Origin of the sequence: Psychrobacter sp. UBA6739 (assembly GCF_002453835.1) — a bacterium.
GTDB classification, from domain to species: domain Bacteria; phylum Pseudomonadota; class Gammaproteobacteria; order Pseudomonadales; family Moraxellaceae; genus Psychrobacter; species Psychrobacter immobilis_A.
Genome location: NZ_DKHR01000035.1, coordinates 33121 through 53742 on the forward strand (window position 1 = coordinate 33121; position 20622 = coordinate 53742).

The 20622-nt window shown below is 43.6% G+C and carries 14 protein-coding genes; 7 read left to right on the plus strand and 7 right to left on the minus strand.

The annotated features are described in order from the left end of the window. Nucleotides 1-390 precede the first annotated feature (390 nt). Nucleotides 391-3279 carry an RNA polymerase-associated protein RapA gene (rapA, locus tag B2575_RS08245; protein WP_296241172.1) on the minus strand — a complete coding sequence of 963 codons (2889 nt, stop codon included), beginning with the start codon at nucleotides 3277-3279 and terminating at the stop codon, nucleotides 391-393. A 654-nt stretch (nucleotides 3280-3933) separates the two neighbouring features. Between rapA and B2575_RS08250 the strand changes: the two genes are divergently transcribed. The 3 genes from B2575_RS08250 to B2575_RS08260 all read left to right on the plus strand — a co-directional run bounded on the left by B2575_RS08250 (nucleotide 3934) and on the right by B2575_RS08260 (nucleotide 8424). After that, the gene (locus B2575_RS08250; protein ID WP_296241174.1) at nucleotides 3934-6246 is read left to right on the plus strand and encodes a sensor histidine kinase; all 2313 of its coding nucleotides are present in this window, start codon (nucleotides 3934-3936) and stop codon (nucleotides 6244-6246) included. A gap of 79 nt (nucleotides 6247-6325) precedes the next feature. Beyond that, complete coding sequence (locus tag B2575_RS08255) at nucleotides 6326-7282, plus strand: response regulator (RefSeq protein WP_045445938.1); 957 nt, start codon at nucleotides 6326-6328, stop codon at nucleotides 7280-7282. A 200-nt stretch (nucleotides 7283-7482) separates the two neighbouring features. Then, nucleotides 7483-8424, plus strand: coding sequence for a D-2-hydroxyacid dehydrogenase (locus B2575_RS08260; protein WP_296241178.1), 942 nt, complete (start codon nucleotides 7483-7485; stop codon nucleotides 8422-8424). Between the two features lie 34 nt (nucleotides 8425-8458). On the opposite strand, the gene B2575_RS08265 is transcribed toward B2575_RS08260, so the two are convergent. Further along, nucleotides 8459-10084 (minus strand): flavin-containing monooxygenase, encoded by a 1626-nt coding sequence (locus B2575_RS08265; protein WP_296241180.1) that lies wholly within the window; start codon nucleotides 10082-10084, stop codon nucleotides 8459-8461. Nucleotides 10085-10137: 53 nt separating this feature from the next. Continuing rightward, nucleotides 10138-10851: an RluA family pseudouridine synthase gene (locus B2575_RS08270; RefSeq protein ID WP_296241182.1), complete on the minus strand. Its 714-nt coding sequence runs from the start codon at nucleotides 10849-10851 to the stop codon at nucleotides 10138-10140. 369 nt (nucleotides 10852-11220) lie between these two features. Here B2575_RS08270 and trxA point away from each other — a divergent pair, with 369 nt between their 5' ends. The 3 genes from trxA to B2575_RS08285 all read left to right on the plus strand — a co-directional run bounded on the left by trxA (nucleotide 11221) and on the right by B2575_RS08285 (nucleotide 14162). After that, on the plus strand, nucleotides 11221-11547 hold the full coding sequence (gene trxA / locus B2575_RS08275) for a thioredoxin (RefSeq protein ID WP_201502828.1): 327 nt from the start codon (nucleotides 11221-11223) through the stop codon (nucleotides 11545-11547). A gap of 526 nt (nucleotides 11548-12073) precedes the next feature. Next, entirely contained in the window at nucleotides 12074-13342 is a 1269-nt protein-coding gene (gene rho / locus B2575_RS08280; protein ID WP_055125334.1) for a transcription termination factor Rho, read from the plus strand. 580 nt (nucleotides 13343-13922) lie between these two features. Beyond that, complete coding sequence (locus tag B2575_RS08285) at nucleotides 13923-14162, plus strand: hypothetical protein (RefSeq protein ID WP_055125335.1); 240 nt, start codon at nucleotides 13923-13925, stop codon at nucleotides 14160-14162. 187 nt (nucleotides 14163-14349) lie between these two features. Here the strand turns inward: B2575_RS08285 and ypfJ are convergent, their stop codons facing one another. Continuing rightward, complete coding sequence (gene ypfJ, locus B2575_RS08290) at nucleotides 14350-15240, minus strand: KPN_02809 family neutral zinc metallopeptidase (protein WP_045452448.1); 891 nt, start codon at nucleotides 15238-15240, stop codon at nucleotides 14350-14352. 587 nt (nucleotides 15241-15827) lie between these two features. On the opposite strand from ypfJ, the gene B2575_RS08295 reads away from it, so the two are divergent. Further along, nucleotides 15828-16184 (plus strand): hypothetical protein, encoded by a 357-nt coding sequence (locus B2575_RS08295; protein WP_045452446.1) that lies wholly within the window; start codon nucleotides 15828-15830, stop codon nucleotides 16182-16184. 243 nt (nucleotides 16185-16427) lie between these two features. Here the strand turns inward: B2575_RS08295 and B2575_RS08300 are convergent, their stop codons facing one another. From B2575_RS08300 to pheS, 3 genes are all read right to left on the minus strand, one after another. Beyond that, on the minus strand, nucleotides 16428-16727 hold the full coding sequence (locus B2575_RS08300) for an integration host factor subunit alpha (protein ID WP_045445928.1): 300 nt from the start codon (nucleotides 16725-16727) through the stop codon (nucleotides 16428-16430). A 245-nt stretch (nucleotides 16728-16972) separates the two neighbouring features. Continuing rightward, nucleotides 16973-19387 (minus strand): phenylalanine--tRNA ligase subunit beta, encoded by a 2415-nt coding sequence (pheT, locus tag B2575_RS08305; RefSeq protein ID WP_296241187.1) that lies wholly within the window; start codon nucleotides 19385-19387, stop codon nucleotides 16973-16975. A 71-nt stretch (nucleotides 19388-19458) separates the two neighbouring features. Then, nucleotides 19459-20514 carry a phenylalanine--tRNA ligase subunit alpha gene (gene pheS, locus B2575_RS08310; RefSeq protein ID WP_296241229.1) on the minus strand — a complete coding sequence of 352 codons (1056 nt, stop codon included), beginning with the start codon at nucleotides 20512-20514 and terminating at the stop codon, nucleotides 19459-19461. Nucleotides 20515-20622: the final 108 nt, after the last annotated feature.

The window sequence follows — 20622 nt, forward strand, 5'->3', positions numbered from 1 at the left end:
TGTAAAATAATATGAAATCACTTGCTAAAAATGCACAAGAGAGATTTAACACGAAAATTTTAGCGCAAAAAACACGGTCATAGCAGCGCTATCACCAGCATTTATTATATCGTTGTTTCAGCTTAAAAGAAGTACAAAGCAATCGAGTACAAAGGTATATGTGATACTTCACACGAGACGCGGTCACCCTTTTATAGCAAACGGGCTATAAATCGAAAAGATAAACATCTTACCCAATATCGATGGCTTTGACTAGAGAGCGACGCTCACTTGGCAATACCATGTTGATATTTTTGCTTAACATGCCCTAGGGCGCGTCCTAATATAAACGATATTAATCATAAAAAAACGAGATGCTATTAAACATCTCGTTCTTTTGAGCATTTTAATTTATGGCTTCACTGCCACTAACACACGGATAGAGTCTGGGACTAATAATAGACTCCCTAGTGCTTGCTCACCTTGGGCTTTTAGCTGCTCCAAGCGCTCAATTTCGGCAGGGCGTACGTTAGGATTAATCGTTTGTAGATGCTTAAGACGCTTGATTTCACGTGACCACTGCTGGCTAAAACGGGCACTGGCTTGTTCACCAATCTCAGCAAGCTGCTGACGGGCAATCTCTTCCGCTTCATAATAACGCTGCTCAATCACATCACCGCGTACTTTAATGACTTGGCGAGCACGGTTTTTATCCAGACGCTCAATATGCGGCATAATCATCTCCGCACTGATACGCGAGGACAAATCACTGCCTTGCTCACTGATAAAAACGCGGATATTTTGCGTGGTCAGCGTCGCGGGTAAATTGAGCAACCTTGGCGCAATGGCTTCAACGCGGAAATTCACTTCGAGCAGTACCATACCTTGTGGTACAGCAGAACTTTTTAGCATCGCCACCGTGGTATTACCAAAGGTGCTGGTACTCGCCAACTCATAAATCGCGCGCATCAATGGATGCTCATGAGTGATAAATTCGATATCTTCACGCTGTAGTGCTTGCTCACGCTCGAATGTCAACGTCATACCGTCTTCGTCACCGAGTGGCAGACCATCGATATAATCACTAATTTCAGTGCTGTCAATCGGAGCAATCACCCACGAGCCATCGCGCTGGATATTGTGATCGATATTGGCTGAGGCAAAAAAGCGCTCAATAAACTGCGGCAGTAGATTATGACCATCAAAATCGCGCATGGCGTCAGCGATACGTTTGGCAACACGTGGGCGACACGAGTTGTATTCTAATAGGCGATCACGACCCGCTTGTAGCTGTGCCTCTAACCCCAAGCGCGTCTGCTTCGCTTCTTCGATGATATCTTGTAGTATCGCACGGTTCTCGTCAGTATCCGCGCCTTCAAGCAGGGGCTTTAACTCTTGGATATACTGCTCTTGCACGCTCTGCGCTGTTGGAGAGATTTGATTAAACATATTCAGCGCGTCGTGATACCAATGATACAGTCGCTCTTGTGCTGTGCCCTGTACATAAGGCACATGGAGCATAATTTGCTGCGTTTGTCCGATACGATCTAGGCGACCAATGCGCTGCTCTAAGGTATCTGGATTGGCTGGCAAATCCCACAATATCAGCTGACTTGCAAACTGGAAGTTACGACCTTCCGAACCAATCTCTGAGCATAATAATATCTGCGCGCCTTCGCTATCAGCAAAGAACGCCGCTGCTTGGTCACGCTCAAGCAAGGTCATCTGCTCAGTAAAGATAGCGGTTTTAATACCAGCATGTAAGCGTAATACCGCCTCCAAGCTCTCAACCGTCGCGCCACTACGGGCAATCAACAGCACTTTTTTGTGCTTAAGCTCGCCGCGCAAAATATCAATCAACCAAGGCACGCGTGGGTCATCTTCTAGCCAGCCGCCATCAGGTTGGTTTTCTTCGCCCCATAGCTGCTCACGCAATTTACCATTGGTTTGATAGCTGTCTTTCCATGCGGCAGGTAATGCCAATGGGTACGGCTGGCTGCTACGACCATAGAATCCTTTCACACTTTCACGGGTATTACGGAATAGAATACGACCTGTACCATGACGATCTAATAGCTCGTTGAGCGCATAAGTACGCAATTTTTCGTCATCATTAATCGTTGCCAACTCATCAAGACTGATGTCTAACAAGCTGCTTAAAGCGGCAATTTGACTGTCGCTCAATGGCTTATCTTCTATCAATACACCAGCAACGGCAGCCGTTTCAGCAAAGGCTTCTTGACCATTGATAAACTCATCCAAATCATCAAAGCGATCCGGATCGAGCAAACGCAATCGAGCAAAGTGACTTTGCGCGCCAAGCTGCTCAGGCGTTGCTGTCAATAGCATGACCCCTGGCGTTTCTTCAGCAAAATCAGCAATCAAGTCATATTTATCATTGCCGCCTTGCGCCTCATCCCAATGCAGGTGATGCGCCTCATCAACCACCAATAAATCAAACCCTGCATCCATCGCTTGGTCGTACAAATCAGGGTGATCGAGTAATAAATCCATACCCGCAATGATACATTGCTCAGTGGCAAAGACGTTTTGCTCAGGATCGTGTTCTTTAATGGCTGCTGCACGTACCAAATCAAATAAGGCAAAATTTAGATTAAAACGACGACGCAGCTCAATCATCCACTGATATTGCAAACTATCTGGTACCAGAATGAGCACACGCTCAGCTTTGCCTGTTAACAGCTGTTGATGAATAATCAAACCTGCTTCGATGGTTTTGCCCAAACCCACTTCGTCAGCAAGCAACACACGCGGTGCGATACGTTTGCCAACTTCATGAGCGATATAGAGCTGATGCTCAATGATATCGACACGCGCACCCATCAAACCTTTAAGCGGATGACCCGCTAGCGCCGATTGCATACGCAAGATATCTTGACGCAGCTCATACCAATCGCCACGCTCAATACGACCAGCCAGCAGACGCTCAAGCGGCTTAGCAAGCGTGATATTGGCAGCAAGACGGGTTTCCATTATCCCTCGTTCATGCTCATCGACACTGTATTTGAGTACACCCATCACTTCTTCGACCGCGGTTACGGTATAGCTCTTACCCGCTTGATCAGAAATACTATCGCCGACTTTAAACACCACGCGTGATAATGGCGCGGAATTTTTGGCGTAGACGCGCGTCTCTTCACTTTGTGGAAATAGAATGTGCACACATCGGTCATCTACATCGATGACCACACCCAAGCCCAGCTCGGACTCCGTATCAGATAAATAACGTTGACCAACGGCAAATTCAGTATTGTGCAATGAAGCGATAGAGATAGTCATAGGGCGATGTCTTTTGTACTCAGATAATAGGAAAAAATAGATAGCTCATAATGAGATTTGCTAGCGTGAATCACTAGCGCGATGTCATTACTTAATAGTCTGAGAGGTCACCGGCCATACCGGCAGCGTCAGCTCATTAGCTAGGTCGCAAGATAAAGCCGACCATTATATAACGTTAGCAGCTAGATGAGTGCGCTAAGTTGACTTTTCAAGAGCAGATTATTGCAAGATTATATCAACGCCAAGCATAAGTTGGTCATATAAAACAATAAGATAACGACTAGCAAGTAAAGAAAAAATATTGTCATTATAAAATTGATTCTGTATTGTTAAGAAATGCAATAGAACATTTCTTCTTTCTTACCTGAATTATTCAAACGCACGTCTACACATACTCTTTTGCCGCCTAGTATTCATGATTAATTATCCTTAAGGATTTATGGGCACAGTATGGCCTTTTATAGTCCTTTAAGTTATAAAACTATCAATAGTTAAGTCGGTTAAGTTATAAGAGTAAAGCAGTACTTTTAATTTTTTGCCATATGTACAGACTATTTTAATTAAGATTACGCATTACCACCTGATTGATTGCCACCAATACCTAGCATTGGCACTCTTCTTCGTGGTCACTATTATCCAAGGACTATCACCATCATGAGTGCCTCCAAAAAAGTTGGCTTTTTTAATCAAGTCAGTACCCAAGTAACCACTATTTTATTTATTGCTTTTGCGGTCGTACTGGCGGTCGTCGTTTATGTTGTTGATAAAGAGGGCTATGAGAAAATCCGCCTTGAATCTGCAAAATTGGTGGCTGAACGTGGCAATACCGCGGTAAATAGTATTTCAGCCGATATCAATCGGGTAATGCGTAGTGCCTTGCTACTACAGCAAAGCGCGCAAACCTTGCCCACAGAAGAGGCGATTTTACAAACCAGTACTGCCAATGCCTTTGATAAGCGTGATTATAACTTACTGGGTAGTGGTGGTATTTGGCCTGAAAAAGGCGCACTTGGGGCAAATACCGCGACCCATCCATTTTTGATGGTTCGTCAAAACGGCGATTATCAAGCGGTGTTAAGCGATCCAAATCCTACCAACCCTTATTATCAAGAAGATTGGTTTAGCGTCTTAAAACTGCTCAAACCTGAGAGCTGTATTTGGAACCATGTGCGCGCCAGCCAAACCAAAGGCGAGCTTGCGATGAGCTGCGGCGTGGCAATCGAGCGTGACAATCAGTTTTGGGGTGCCAGTACGGTTAACTTTACGCTGAATCAGCTACAAGAGAACATCGTCAAGTTAAGCGAAAGCTCAGGCTCAGGCTACATTCTACTCTTGGATAATAGTGACAAGGTGATCGCCTCCTCTAACCCTGAACGCTTAAGCTATATTGATGAGAAAACGGGTACGCCGCTTGATATCAAACAAGTCATCAACTCAGACCCTGCTTGGCAACCCGTGCTTGATTTCTTAGATGTCCAACGTAATGAGATCATCGAACAAGTCGCCGCTAGCGTCTCACCACAAGTTCAGCAGGTACTGACCACGCTTGATAAAGCTGAGACTGGTACGGCAAAAGGTTATTATTTGGTGAACTACGCCGCTTACCTAAATAACGGTGAAAACAAGCAAAACGCCATGGACAGCCGCTTATTACAGAGCTTCGAGCTGGCAAAAGACAGTTACTACAACGGCAGTCAAGCCTATGTCTTTGAGATTCCTGAGACTTATTGGAAGCTGATCGTTGTCCAACCTGATGCTGAAATTAACGCCATTGCCGATAATCTCAGCGAAAACTTGGTTAACTGGATTGCATTAGCACTATTGATTACGGCTGGCGTCATTTACTTCATGCTGACTTTCTTAGCATTCAAACCCTTGAAAGAAACCACTGATAAAATCTCTGAAGCGGAAAACTTAATTAATAATAAGCAGTACAATAAGCTGAGCGAGGTTAAATTCGCAGAAGGTCGCAACGAGATTGGACTGGTGAACGGCTCTATTAATGACCTACTAGACCGAATCCAGTCTAACGAAGGTAAACTTGCCAACATCAACCAACAGCTAGAGATTAAAGTCGAAGAACGTACCGCTGAGCTGCAAGAAACGCTAAAAGAGCTAAAAAACTCGCAGTTGCAATTGATTCGTTCAGAAAAAATGGCAACGTTGGGACAAATGGTGGCAGGCGTTGCTCATGAAGTGAACACACCTTTATCATACGTGCAAAATAACCTTGAAATTATTGGCCAGTTAACTGAGCAATACGAAGAGCTGATTGAATTGGTACAAGGATTAAAAAGCGTTAAAACTGACGCGGCGGCTGATGGAAAAATTGACAAGCTATTGGCGGATATTATCCGTGCTTCTGATGAAATCCAAGAAGATGACCTATCAGCTGAATTAAAAGAGCTGATTAAAGATTCGTTATTTGGCGTCGAGCAAATCACTGAAATGGTACTAAATCTACGTAACTTTGCCCGTCTTGATGAGTCAAAAGTGAAAACCATCGATGTGCGCGAATGTATCGAAGCCTCGCTTAAAATCGCTGGCAACTCCATTAGACATCAAGAGATTGTGACTGATTTTGCGCCCACGCCTGAAGTGAAATGCTCACCGTCGCAAATCAACCAAGTCTTGGTCAATCTACTGAACAATGCCGCGCAAGCCATGGGAGAAAAACCTGATGGCAAGATCGAAGTACGCACCCGTGCCGATGATCACCATGTTTATATTGATGTCATCGACAACGGTAAAGGCATGAGTCCAGAAGTTCTCAATCAAATCTTTGAGCCGTTCTTTACGACCAAAGGCGCAGGCGAAGGCACTGGTCTTGGTATGGCAATCAGCCAGCAAATTATGGAGCAACATAATGGCGATATCAAAGTCGTATCGACCGAAGGCGTTGGCACCACATTTACGTTAATACTGCCGATTAATAATAATTTAACAGAGCAAAACCTAGTCGCGTAAGCGCTGGGTCAGCTGCCCTGTTACGTAGAACATATTTAGATATTTAACGACTATTATTCATCATCATAAGGATATCATCATGAATGAATTAGAAAATGACTTAACCACAGTTGAAACCAGCGCTGAGTCAAAGCCGAAGTTGGCATTTATCGACGATGAACAACGCATTTTACGGTCTATGAAACTGCTGTTTCGTAAGACCCATGACGTCTTTATCACCACCGACCCGACTGAGTATATTGACTATATCAAGAACAACCATGTACACGTGGCGGTCAGTGACCAGCGGATGCCTGAGCGAGTCGGTGTGGATATCTTACGCGAAGTAAAAGATGTCTCACCGTCCACCATGCGTATTTTATTGACGGGCTATGCCGATTTAAACGCGATTATTGGCTCTATTAACGATGGTGAGATTTATCGTTATTTGACTAAGCCTTGTAAATCTGAAGAGCTGATCACCGTGGTCGGACGTGCAACCGAAATCGCCTTGACCTATAATCCAGACGAAGATGCCGACCAATTCGACAGTTCAGGTAATAAGCAAACGCTGCTGGTGATCGATGAAACCAATGAGTTGATTGAGCAAATACGTAAGCAATTTTCTCACAGTTATAAAGTACTGCACGCTGAGAGTTTAGAAGAAGCGTACGATTATTTGGCGAATGAAGATATCGGTGTTTGTATCACCGATATCAATGTCAGCGGTGAGAATATCGCGCCGATTATCTTTACCTTAAAGCAAGATGCGCCGCATTTGGTGGTTTTGGTACAGACTGAATTTCAAGACGCTGGCTTGCTGATTGATTTGATTAATAAAGGTCAGGTCTATCGCTGCTTGCCGAAACCGATGCGCGCCAGTCTGCTTGAGATTAGCGTCAACCGTGCATTTCAGCATCATGCGAAGCTAAAAGCTAGCCCTGACTTGGTCAAACGCTATGAAGTCGAGCATGACCCTGAAAACGATGTGCGTATTGATTTGAGCAGTCGCGTACGTAGCCTTATTGGCAAATTGCGTAAACGCTTTTCTTTATAAGTCCATAAAACCAAATAAGCACAAAAGACTACCGTCTCAATCAACAAAACCTCTATTTCAATATTGAAGTAGAGGTTTTTTGCTTTGTACTTTTTTGATGGATTTTTTGACGACCTTTTTGACTAAAATCACCAACGTGCTACATTAAGCCAGTAGCAGCTAAAGCCCCATTTACGATAATAATGAGATAAGGAATAACCATGCGCGCGGTTTTTTTAGATAAAGGCACCTTTTCTGATGGCATCGACTTGCCAGCCCCAGACGGCATCAGCGATTACCTCACTTATGATGACACCCCAAAAGATGCTGCTGTTATCGTAGAGCGCTGCAAAGACGCTGACATCATTATCACCAATAAAGTGCAAATCAGCGCTGAAGTGATAAGCAAATTGCCCAAGCTCAAGCTCATTCAACTGACCGCTACTGGTATGAACAACGTCGATCAAGACGCTTGTGTTGAGCACCATGTGGCGCTTTATAATGTCGCAGGTTATGCAGTCAAAAGTGTGCCCGAACATACCTTTATGCTCATGCTCAACGCCATGCGCGCGGGTATTTATTATCATCAAAAAGTCGCTGATGGCACATGGCAAGCAAACGGTAATTTTTGCCTACTGGATATTCCGCTAATAGATTTAGAAGATAAAACACTAGGTATTATTGGCGTTGGCACTATTGGCAAACGCGTGACCGACATTGCTCGTGCCTTTGGAATGACAGTATTGTGGGCGGAGCAGCAAGGACGCGCACCGTGCAATGACGACTATACCGCGTTTGACGACGTACTGGCACAGTCTGATGTACTGAGCTTGCATTGCCCATTAAACGAGAAAACTCAGCACCTAATTAATGCAGATACTTTAGCAAAAATGGTCAAACAGCCGCTCATCGTCAATGTCGCTCGTGGTGGCATCGTGGATAGCCAAGCGCTGACTGATGCCATTAACAATGAGCAAATCATCGGCTACGCCAGCGACGTTTTTGAGCAAGAGCCAATCACCGCTGACGACCCTTTATTGACCATTGCCAAGCATCCGCGCGTTATATTTAGCCCGCATAATGCGTGGGGCAGCAAAAGCGCCCAAGAAACCTTGTGGCAGATCTTAAGCAAACAAGTTACTGATTTTATTAATAGCCATTAAAAAACATTGAGCAAACGACTGTAACCAAGCGACCTTAACGACTAAAACGTAACCAATCATCTTTTATTTTGCGATGTTTGAGCATGATGCGGTCGCTTAGATAGTTGTTTGTCACCCGCCAAGGATATATATCGCCTTGCTTGGGTAGCTCATGTTGAGCGCGCTTGACATATCCTGACGATAGCGCGCCCATCACCGTATCTGTCTGCGTAAGCGCTTTGGCATCTTTAGTCTGTGCTTGTGGCAATACCACTTGATAGCGATGCTGATGCATATAGCCCAGCAGTCGCATCACATACTGACACGCCAAATCGATTTTTAGCGTCCATGAGGCGTTGGTATAACCAAACAGTGCCACCATATTTGGCAACTCTTCAATCATGACCGCTTTATAAGTCATGCACGAACCAATATCTATCGCCTGCCCATCGATATATACTTTAGCGCCGCCAAGCATCTGTAGCTTTAGTCCTGTCGCTGTGACGATGATATCAGCATCGAGATGCTTGCCAGAATCAAGCATAATGCCTGTCTTGGTAAAATGGCTGATTTGATCGGTGACGACGCTGGCGCGTTTGTCATGCAATGCTTTGAATAAATCACTGTCTGGCACCGCACATATCCGCTGGTCCCAAGGATTATAGTTCGGTACAAAATGCGCCACATCGATACCGCTACCTTTTAGCTCTGTTTTGACACCGCGTTTTAATAACGCTTTCATAAGCTTGGGTGCCAATATAGCCGCTCGATAAGTACCTTGTTGAATCAATACATTACGAGTACGCAGCAGCGTATAAGCTTGCTCTTTTGACAATGGTGAAAATTTACCTGCTAGCCAATCAAGCGTATAATCATCGCCCGGTACGCTTGCCACATACGTGGGAGAACGCTGTAGCATAGTGACGTGACGCGCGCATTGCCCACCTTTTTCATCCACCAAAGCTGGCAGCAATGTCATCGCTGTGGCACCGCTACCGATAATAACTACCTTCTTATCGTCATAACCCACATTTTGCCAATGCTGCGGATGGATGATTTCACCTTGAAAATCTGCTTCTTTATTAAAAGAAGGACGATAACCTTGCTTATAATCGTAGTAACCCGTGGCGCCAACGACGAACTTTGCCGTTACCGTAAACACCTCACCGCTGGCATGATTTTTTACCATCGCCGTCCATTGTTGATGGCTACTTGACCAAGAAAGCTGCTGCACCTCGTGCTGATAGCGAATATGTTCGCTGATACCAAACTCACACGCCGTGTCTGCGATGTAGCTTTTAATATCACCGCCTTTTGCCAAAATCCTGTGATTTAACCATGGTCTGAAACTGTAGCCAAACGTCAAGGCATCAGAGTCAGAGCGGATGCCAGGATAGGTGAATAAATCCCATGTACCACCCAAATCTGCTCGTTTTTCTAACACCAAAAATCGCTGTGCACTTTTCTGCTGTTGCTTGGATGATTTGCGTTTCTGCTTACTTGGATTTTTATGACCAAACAGTCCTTTGTGTTTTTGCTGCTGCAATCGGCACGCCATACCAATACCAGCAATTCCTGCACCGATAATCAGTACTTCATAATCCACTGGTGTGTCTGAGAGTGCCGATTTAGCTTTGAAGCGTTTCTTAATTGCCTGTTTGGCTGCCGTCATATCAAGCATAATACGTTCCTTGTTTTTGCATGATGGGTTTAAAAAATTTGACATAAATCCATTTAAAAAGGGCTTGGGCTTTCCCAATCCATCCACGCACCAAGCGTAGGATGCTTGAGACGCAATTGCTGAGCATGGAGATTAAGCCTTGGCGCAATCGCTAAAGCTGTACCTTCTGCATAAATAGGATCGCCAATCATCACATGACCCACATGCACCATATGGACGCGCAGCTGATGACTACGACCGGTGACAGGCTTTAGCATTACGCGCGTGACTGTCTGACCGTTGCATTGCTCATGGCTGATGACTTCATATAAAGTTAAGGCATGCTTTGACCAGCTAGGATCGACGATATGGCGCGGTTTCGTCTCTGGCTCATAGCGCACTGGTACGGATATCTCACCCTTTGCGCCGACACGCTCCCACTCTCCAAAGACGCGTGCCTGATATTTTTTTTGTGGCAAACGTTCAATGAATTGCTTACTAATATGGGTTTGCGCGGCAGCATTTTTAGCAAAAATGAGCAGCCCTGAGGTATCCATATCCAGACGATGAATCAGCTTGACTGCGGGATTGGCACGCTCAAGTCTTGCCAGTAAACTGACCTTGAGCGTTTTGCCATCGACACTCAACAGACCTACAGGCTTATCAACCACCCAAATATCATCATCTTCGTAGACAGTAATCTGTTGCGCAAATGCTTGAAAAAACTCAATCGGATAGGCGTTTTCTTGAGCATTGAGGGCGTTGACTTCTTCAGCAGTAAAAGGCATAAAAATGGGCACTTATATAAATGGGCTTGAATGATTAATGAGCTTGCATATGAAAGCTGTCTTAAGTGGTAGATATTAGAGTATAGATATAGTGTTATAAACCGCTTATTTTTGAACAAAAGACACAGACAGGATTATGAAGTGACAGATAAAACCATGCCTGTGTCGTTATGTGTCGATTTATTGTGCTAATCGTAATTGTTAAACAATTTAACCAGCCTGCATCTGTTAACCCCGAACAAACATGTTAATATAATGGCACATTTTAACCACTTCTAAACGCTTCTTTGGTCACTCATCATTCTATTATGCAAAAAATATATTAGTTGATGGATGGCGATAGAAATAATAAAACAAGAGAGATAAATTATGTCAGACCTTATTTTACATACTACCGATGCCGACTTTGACAAAGACGTATTGCAATCAGATGTGCCAGTATTGGTAGACTTCTGGGCAGCATGGTGTGGTCCTTGTAAAGCAATCGCCCCTATTTTAGAAGATCTAGCCACTGAGTACCAAGGTAAAGTTACAATCGTCAAAGTTGATGTGGATAGCAACCCACAAGCGGCCAGCCGTTTTGGTATCCGTAATATCCCAACGCTATTTGTCTTTAAAGATGGCGAAAAAGTTGATTCAGTGATGGGTCTGCAGCCAAAAGCTGAATTGGCAAAAGTGTTAGACAAGCATCTCTAAGTTGAGACTTGCTCGTTTTGCATAAGCATTCTAAAGAGACAGCAACACCGCCGAAAAAGTCATTATCTAACGTAGATAGTGGCTTTTTTGCTTGTTTTTTATGCAAAAAACTCAATTAGACGACTTTTTTGGCAAAATTTATTGACAATACTATTGTGAAGACCGTATAGTCTGCTGACAACAGAAAACTAACGGTTTTCCTAACTGTCTTATCGCTATTCTCCTCGTGTTTATCAACAAAAACACAATCGTCGTTATAAACACCATTGCTGAACGAAATGACTAAACACAATTACTGATATTGAGTTTTTGACGCAGACTCTTATGTAGACTTCTTTATCCTTATTTCTTATTACCTTGCATAAACGATTGCAATTCGTATATAAGCTGACACGTAATATCCAAACTACATAAATCCAGCTCTGTGCACGCACCCTCTATCACCATACTATCGTTGTTTTAATCACTGTCGTGACTTGTGCTGCTAATGGCATCTCTCATCTGATCAATTGCTAATGACCTATCTATGAATCTTACTGAATTAAAGAAAAAATCAATCGCTGAGCTATTGGCTATCGCCAAAGAAATGGGTCTTGATAATATGGCGCGTAGCCGTAAACAAGACATCATCTTTGCTATCCTAAAAACCCATGCGCGGAACGGTGAAGCCATTTATGGTGACGGCGTACTTGAGGTTCTTCCGGATGGTTTTGGCTTTTTACGCTCATCAGAAGGCTCATACTTAGCCGGTCCTGATGACATTTATGTCAGCCCTAGCCAAATTCGCCGCTTTAGTCTGAAGACGGGTGATAGTATCGCTGGCACGATTCGTCCACCAAAAGATTCTGAACGTTATTTTGCGTTATTGAAAGTTGGCGAAATCAACTTTGATACCCCAGATCGCTCACGTCATAAGCTTATCTTCGAAAATCTGACACCCCTATTCCCAACTGAGCATTTAAAACTCGAGCTTGGTAACGGCACTACTGAGGATCTGACGGGTCGTATTATCGATCTAATCGCCCCGATTGGTAAGGGTCAGCGTTCTATCATTGTTGCACCGCCAAAAGCGGGTAAAACGATGCTGCTACAAACCATTGCTCAGTCGATTACTCGTAATAACCCTGAATGCTACTTAATCGTCCTATTGATTGATGAGCGTCCAGAAGAAGTCACCGAAATGGTACGTACGGTACGCGGTGAAGTGGTTGCCTCTACCTTTGACGAGCCACCACAGCGTCATGTACAAGTCGCTGAAATGGTTATCGAAAAAGCCAAACGTTTGGTCGAGCACAAACAAGACGTGGTTATTTTACTGGATTCGATTACTCGTCTGGCACGTGCTTATAACACGGTTATTCCATCGTCAGGTAAAGTGTTGACTGGTGGTCTAGACGCCAATGCCCTAGAACGTCCAAAACGCTTCTTTGGTGCGGCGCGTAACGTTGAAGAAGGCGGCAGCTTGACCATTATTGCCAGTGCGCTTATTGATACCGGTAGTAAAATGGACAGCGTTATCTTTGAAGAATTCAAAGGTACTGGTAACCAAGAGATTACGCTTGAGCGCGATCTGGCTGAAAAACGTGTCTTCCCTGCGATTAATATCAAAAAATCTGGTACACGCCGTGAAGAGCGTCTGCTTGATGAAGATAAACTGCGCAAGGTTTGGATTTTACGCAAGCTATTACAGCCGATGGATGGTGTACAAGCCACTGAGTTCTTGTTGGATCGCTTAAAAGAAGCGAAAACCAATGATGAATTCTTTGAGCAGATGAAACGTAAGTCACAGAACTAATGATAGATCCGTGCTGCTTTGCCATACTCAATAGATAAGCCACTTAAGTAGAAAAGACCGCACTCGTGCGGTCTTTTTGTTTTGTATTCATTTTATATATATTCAGGCATGTCCTGAATTCAAAAATGGCAATAAAAATGAGAACAGACCTTAATACCTCACTATTAAACGCCAAAAGTACTATTTTTAAAAACAGTTAGCTTACTATCAATACAAATACAATAACCCTAAGCAAAACCCCTACCAACGATACAGTGGAGAAACATCCTTTACAGGCTATTTGCAAAGCTTAGCGCTTTTACTACGCCTAGAAATTATTATATGGGTTAGTATAGGAGCCAGTATAGATATACTCTGCTATCACGTGTTGATAGCAGTATAATTTTCGAGATACTTAACATCCTTGATGTAATCCTTACTAATGCAGACCTTTGTATGTCTTGCGGTAGCACAATAGATTATTCTAAGATACTTGCCCAAATATTTTAATACAGCTTACTATCCGTATTAAAATTAGTGGTAATAAAAATATCGTATTTTGATTTTGATAAACTAACTTGATAACCTAACAGGTGATACTATGAAATTTGCTAAAACTATCGCAATGACTGCTCTTACTAGCTCTGCCCTTATCATGGGTGGCTGTGCAACTAATGGATACAATAGTGGCTTGAGCAATACCGCTAAAGGTGCTGCTGCCGGCGCTGCTGCTGGTGCACTTATTAGAAGTGGCGGCGATAGCAAAGACATCGCTCGTGGCGCACTTGGTGGTGCTGCAGTAGGTGGCGCTGGTGCTTACATTCTTAACAACAGCAGATAATCACTAAATAATTATTTGGTGCTATCAAGACCATTTTTAAGCATTTCAACTGTGTGTATTTTAAATCTATTGAATATGTCTAAAACGCTCTACAATACAAAAAGCCTGCAATCGATATTGCAGGCTTTTTGTTGGATCGCCTTTTTTAGGCGATAGTTACTACGCTAAAATATCATAGCGATACTGACTATAATGCCCCGCTAAAAGTATCACAAGACTGCACGTTGCCACTTTCCAAACCACGAGTGAACCACTGAACACGCTGCTGACTGGTGCCATGAGTGAAATTATCAGGTACGACTGCTCCACCGCTAGCGCGCGCTAAACGATCATCACCGATTTGACCAGCGGCATTGATGGCCTCATCGATATCACCTGCCTCCAAAAACTGTACACGCTCTTGGTTACGTTGTGCCCAAACCCCAGCAAAACAATCAGCTTGTAGTTCTTGTAGTACTGATAGCTTATTGGCTTGTGCACGAGTGACTTGACGGCTGGCTTCATTAACTTGCTGGCTGATGCCTAACAGCGTCTGTACGTGGTGACCAACTTCATGCGCAATAACATAAGCTTGCGCAAAATCACCCGCTTTACCTTGATTATCTTGGTCGCCAGAGCCTTGCTTATCACCCGTTATACCGAGATTTTGGCGCATTTCTACAAAGAAAGATTTGTCTAGATAGACAGTCTGATCGCCTGGGCAATAAAATGGGCCCGTCGCGGAGCTAGCACTGCCGCATGCTGAGCTAACTTGACCATTGAAGAGAATCAATGATGGCTCCTGATAGGTGCTGCCTGCTTCTTTAAATATCTGATGCCAAACTTCTTCAGTATCAGCCAATACTACTTTGACAAACTGCGTATCTCGATCGTTACTTGTCGCAGGTTCGGTAGCGGCACTGCTATTGCCACCGCCTGCTACTACTTGACCCGTCTGTAAAGCGGTCATTGGATTTACCCCAAATACCAGCCATAAAATGCCAGCAATAATAATACCACCGATACCGCCGCCTATCATTTTGCCGCCACCACTGCTGGTGCGCACATTGGAACTGCCGCGTCTACCTTGCCATTTCATTGTTTCATTCCTCAAATATACGATATATATTGCTACTCGTATTGATGATTTTTTATATAGTGTAATTTTGACTCAATTCTTTATTTTTTGATCAAATCCGATTTCTGATACGTAAGTAGTGACAAAGTATTTTTGATAAACGCTACTTTACTAGGCTCTTGATATTGCACTAATCAAGACATTTAATGACTATTAAACCCCTAATTTAATGACTATTAAACCCCTAATTTAATGACTATTAAACCCCTAATTTAATGACTATTAAACCCCTAATAGATACAATAGATGTTTAAAAAGCATAGTAGAAATCAAGACATCGAAAAAGTCATCAAGATAGGTTGATGTCATTGATTATACGTCTATTAATTTGGCTCGTTGTATTAAAAATTATAACGAATAAGTGATGTAAAACACTATTTACAATTTTATTGTTACTTAATTGTACAGCCTATTTCTATTTATATAGAAATCCTATAGAATGCGTGAAAGCTGAGTAGCTGTAACTAAGACTAGTTGAATTCTGAGAAATCTCAGCTTTCAACCTTTTTTGCTGCTACTGATCATTTCATTTTCCCGGAGAAAACCTTATGAACTTAAAATTACTTGCTCTAGCTGGTATCATGACTGCAACTATGGGCCTTACTGCCTGTGACAGCAACAAAGAAAACGCTGCTGAAGATTTATCTGACGCACAAGAAGAAGTGCAAGATGCATCAGAAGAGCTAAACGAAGCTGCTGCTGAAGGCGAAGTAACTGCTGATGCTGACGCTGCTGTTGCTGAAGCTGAAGCTGACATCGCTGATGCTCAAGTTGCTACTGCTACTGACGAAATCGATGCTGAAGTACCTGTAGACGGTACTACTACTAGCGTTGACGTAGCTAGCGAAACTCCAGCTGTAGACGCAGCTGACGAAGTTGTAGTTATTGAAGAACCAGCTCAGTAATTTTATCGTTTATATGATAGAAATACTGTAGTAAAAAAAAGAGAGCCTAAGCTCTCTTTTTTTGTGCGTGTCATTTACGTCATTTACCATTGTTCGTGGTTATTCATAGCTAAACATGATAGTTAATGTCTCTGATCAAATGTAGATCAACCATCTCACATTAATAATAAAGCGTAACTTTAACAACCATCATGAAGTCATGATATATTTATATGTTCAGTTTTATACGATTGACAGTTACTGCTACTCGTCAAATAGACGCTCATCAACTTGTTGACGGAATTTTTGCCCTGTTTTGAAAGTCACTACACGGCGTGCTGATACGGCGACTGGCTCCCCTGTCTTAGGGTTGCGACCTGGACGGCTATTTTTATCTTTAAGCTCGAAGTTGCCAAAGCCTGAAAGCTTGACCTCTTTGCCATCAATTAAACTCTCTGACAATTCATCAAAGAAATTCTCTACCAAACAGCGGCCTTCTTGGCGTGTTAGGTCAAGATGACTCATCAAATGCTCAATCATGTCAGATTTGGTTAAGGTGCTCACAGTACGACTCCTATGCTATGTCGTGATGTCGAATATCATGGTTTAGCGGTATGAGGGTTAATGCTAGCTATTATAAAGGTTTTCTAACCTCTTTTTAACAAAGACTGCTTTAAAATCCTTTATTAATAACCACTTAACTATTTTTATGAAAAAAATTTATAAAATTATAATTCTTATAAATAGCAATGCCCTATAGCCTCTTTAAGAATGAGGCTACAGAGCATGTCTATGATAAGAGTTATGTGTTAGCTGTCACGCAACTTTGCAGCATGTTGCTCAGTTAGTGCTTGTACCACTTTGTCAGTCGCGGTTTTGATGGCGTCATCAGATAGCGTTTGTGCATTGTCTTGCCATATTAGCGCAAAAGCTAATGAGCGCTGACCAGCTGGCACTTTGTCGCCTTGATACACATCAAACAGCCACAGATCAGCCAATAGCTCACCAGCTGCGGCGCGTATCGTCGACTCTAATGTCTGTAAGCTGATCTCACTGTCTACTAAAATGGCAATATCACGGCGTACTTGTGGAAATTTGCTCGGGGTGGTGATGGTATGCTGCTCACGGGCAAGGGTCAGTAATGGCGCAAGTGATAATTGAGCAACCCACGTAGCTGGCAAATCTAACTGCTTAGCCGTGTTAGGATGCAACTGACCCAACCAACCGACATATTCATCATCAATATAGAGCTTAGCACTTTGACCCGGATGCAAGAAAGCAAGCTCACTGCGCTCATAGCGAATACGGGCGCTATCCATTTGTGCAGGTAATAACTGCTCAATATCATGCTTAAGATCATAAAAGTCTAACGCACGGTTTTGATACGCTTGCTCGTCCCAGACATCGCCAACTGCTACTAACGCAATACTTGGCGTTTGTACCAATTCACTAATACTTTGACCAACAAAACTAAGCCCTGTTTCAAAGAAACGAACGCGTGGCTGCTGACGATTGAGATTGTACTGCACGCAAGGCAATAAGCTTGATAGCAAAGTACGGCGCATCACGGCTAAGTCACTAGAGATAGGATTGGCCAGTGCCAACACTTCTCCTAGGGCTTTATCATCAAGTAAAGCTTCTATTTTTGCGTCACTAAAGCTAAAGCTAATGGCTTCCATATAGCCATTATCGACTAGCGCCAGCTTCATCTCATGGGTCAAGTCTGCGGTATCGTCATAATCCATACTGACTTGCAAATGTGGCAACACGCTTGGAATATTGTCATAGCCATAGATACGCGCAATTTCTTCGATGAGGTCTTCTTTAATACTCATATCAAAGCGATAAGAAGGTGGCGTGCAAATCAGACTATCGGCTTGCTGCACTACTGCAAACCCTAATTGGGTTAAGATACGAACCATCACTGTTGGCTCAATCTCAATACCGATGACATCACGAACTTTAGAAACTGGTAAAGTGATCGGTGCGCGAGCTGGTAAATACTCACTGCTTTCTGCTTTTACTATTTGTCCGGCTTGCCCACCAGTAACGCTAGTAATCAAATCAACAGCACGTGCCAGTGCCAGCTCTGGTAACTCAAAGTCTACCCCACGCTCAAAACGTTGTGAGGCATCGGTATGTAACCCAAAACGACGTGCGCGCGCGGCAATAGCTAGCTGACCAAAGAAAGCGCTTTCTACAACAATATTGGTGGTGCTATCAGTGACACTACTACGCTGACCGCCCATGATTCCGGCAAGTGCAAGTGCGCCTTTATCATCAGCGATGAGTAATTCATCACCGGTTAAGGTAATGATTTGCTCATTCAATAAAGTAATCGTTTCTTCAGGCTGTGCCAAACGCACAACGATATCACCCTCGATAGTATCGGCATCAAAAGCATGTAGCGGCTGACCCAATTCCATCAACACATAGTTGGTCACATCAACCAAAAAGTTGTGCGAGCGTAGTCCTGACTGAACCAGCGCATCTTGCATCCATTTTGGCGTATCGATGCTACGATCAATATTGCTGATTGATTGTAGTAAATAGCGCGGGCACGCTTCAATTGCACTGACCGTTACCGCTGGCGTAGCAGTATCAGCACCGTTATCAGTAACTACCACATTGGTAGGAATCTCAGGCAGCTGCATTTGCAAATCATTGATAACTGATATTTCGCGTGCAATACCGCGTACGCTAAAGCAATCACCGCGATTTGGCGTGATAGAGATGTCTAAGATTTGATTGTCTAAACCTAAATACTCACGGATATCCATGCCAATCGGTGCATCTGCTGGCAATTCAAGCAGACCATCGATGCTATCGGTTAAATCAATTTCAGACGCGCCGCATAGCATACCGTTAGAGTCGACACCACGTAGGTTGCCATTTTTAATTTTAAAGCCTTCTGCGTCGTTAGATGGTAAAACGGCACCAACGGTAGCAACAGGTGCTTTCATACCAACGGTGACATTGGGCGCACCGCAAACGATTTGTAACGGTTCAGCTGCACCAATATTAACCTGCGTAACGCGCAGTTTATCGGCATCTGGATGCTGCTCGACGCTGATGACTTCACCGACAACCACACCACTGAAGGCACGGGCAACCGCATAGCGATCATCAATCTCAAGTCCTGCCATCGTGAGTTGTTCGGCCAATTGCTCACTGCTATTGTTGGGGTTTACCCATTGACGTAGCCACTGTTCGCTAATTTTCATAAATATCTCAGATCAGAATTTTATAATAAAGGTTTTGGAGTAAAGGTAGATGTATTATTAAATAATAAAATCTAGCCAAACTGCTTTAAGAAGCGTACGTCATTTTGGAAAAATAAACGCAAATCATCGATGCCGTAATATAACATCGCGAAGCGCTCAATCCCCATCCCAAAAGCAAAGCCAGTATATTTTTCGGCATCAATACCGCAGTTGGTCAGCACCTGTGGATGTACCATACCGCAGCCCATAACCTCAAGCCATTTACCATTATCATCGAGGATATCGACTTCAGCAGAAGGCTCAGTAAACGGGAAAAACGATGGGCGAAAACGAACGGTTAGCTCTTTGGCAAAAAATGCTTCCAAGAACTCACTAATCAAGCCTTTTAACTCAGAAAAAGTGCTCGACTCAGTGACCATTAAACCTTCTAGCTGATGGAACATCGGCGAATGCGTTTGATCCGAGTCATTGCGATACACGCGACCTGGGCAAATAATGCGAATAGGCGGTTCATTCTTTTCCATCGTGCGAATTTGCACGGGGCTGGTATGCGTACGCAGCAGATAATGCGCATCAAAATAGAAGGTATCGTGCATCGCGCGTGCTGGATGGTGCGACGGAATATTGAGCGCCTCAAAGTTATAATAGTCGCTTTCGACTTCAGGACCAGTAGCAACGTTAAAACCTGCTTGTATAAAATACTGCTGCATACGCTGGGTAATCATGGTCACAGGATGCAAATGACCTTTTTCACCACCGCGAGCAGGCAAGGTGATATCAATACTTTCGCTTGCAAGCTTAGCATTTAGTGCAGCCACTTCTAGCTGCTGCTGCTGCTCTGTCAACGCATCTTGAATACGGCTACGGACTTGATGTAACCAGCCGCCGTAGGTTTTTTTATCGTCGCTGCTGAGTTTACCCATCTGCTTTGACCAGCCAGTTAATGAGCTCTTTTTACCGGTCAATTGCACACGCAAATCTTGCAACGCACGCACATCAGTGACTTGTAGAACCAAGGCTTCAGCGGCACTGGCCAACTCATTTAGCTGAGCTTCATTAAGCTCGCTTAGCTCTGTGGACAAGGTCGGTAGCGCCGACAAATCGGTGGTAGCAGCAGGGGTAGTCATAAGATGCATTCTTCCTGATTTAAACGGACTATTAATAATAGTGATTGGTAATTGTAGGGATTTGACCAAATATTGCAAACCATTTACCCAGTCATTCAAAAATAATAC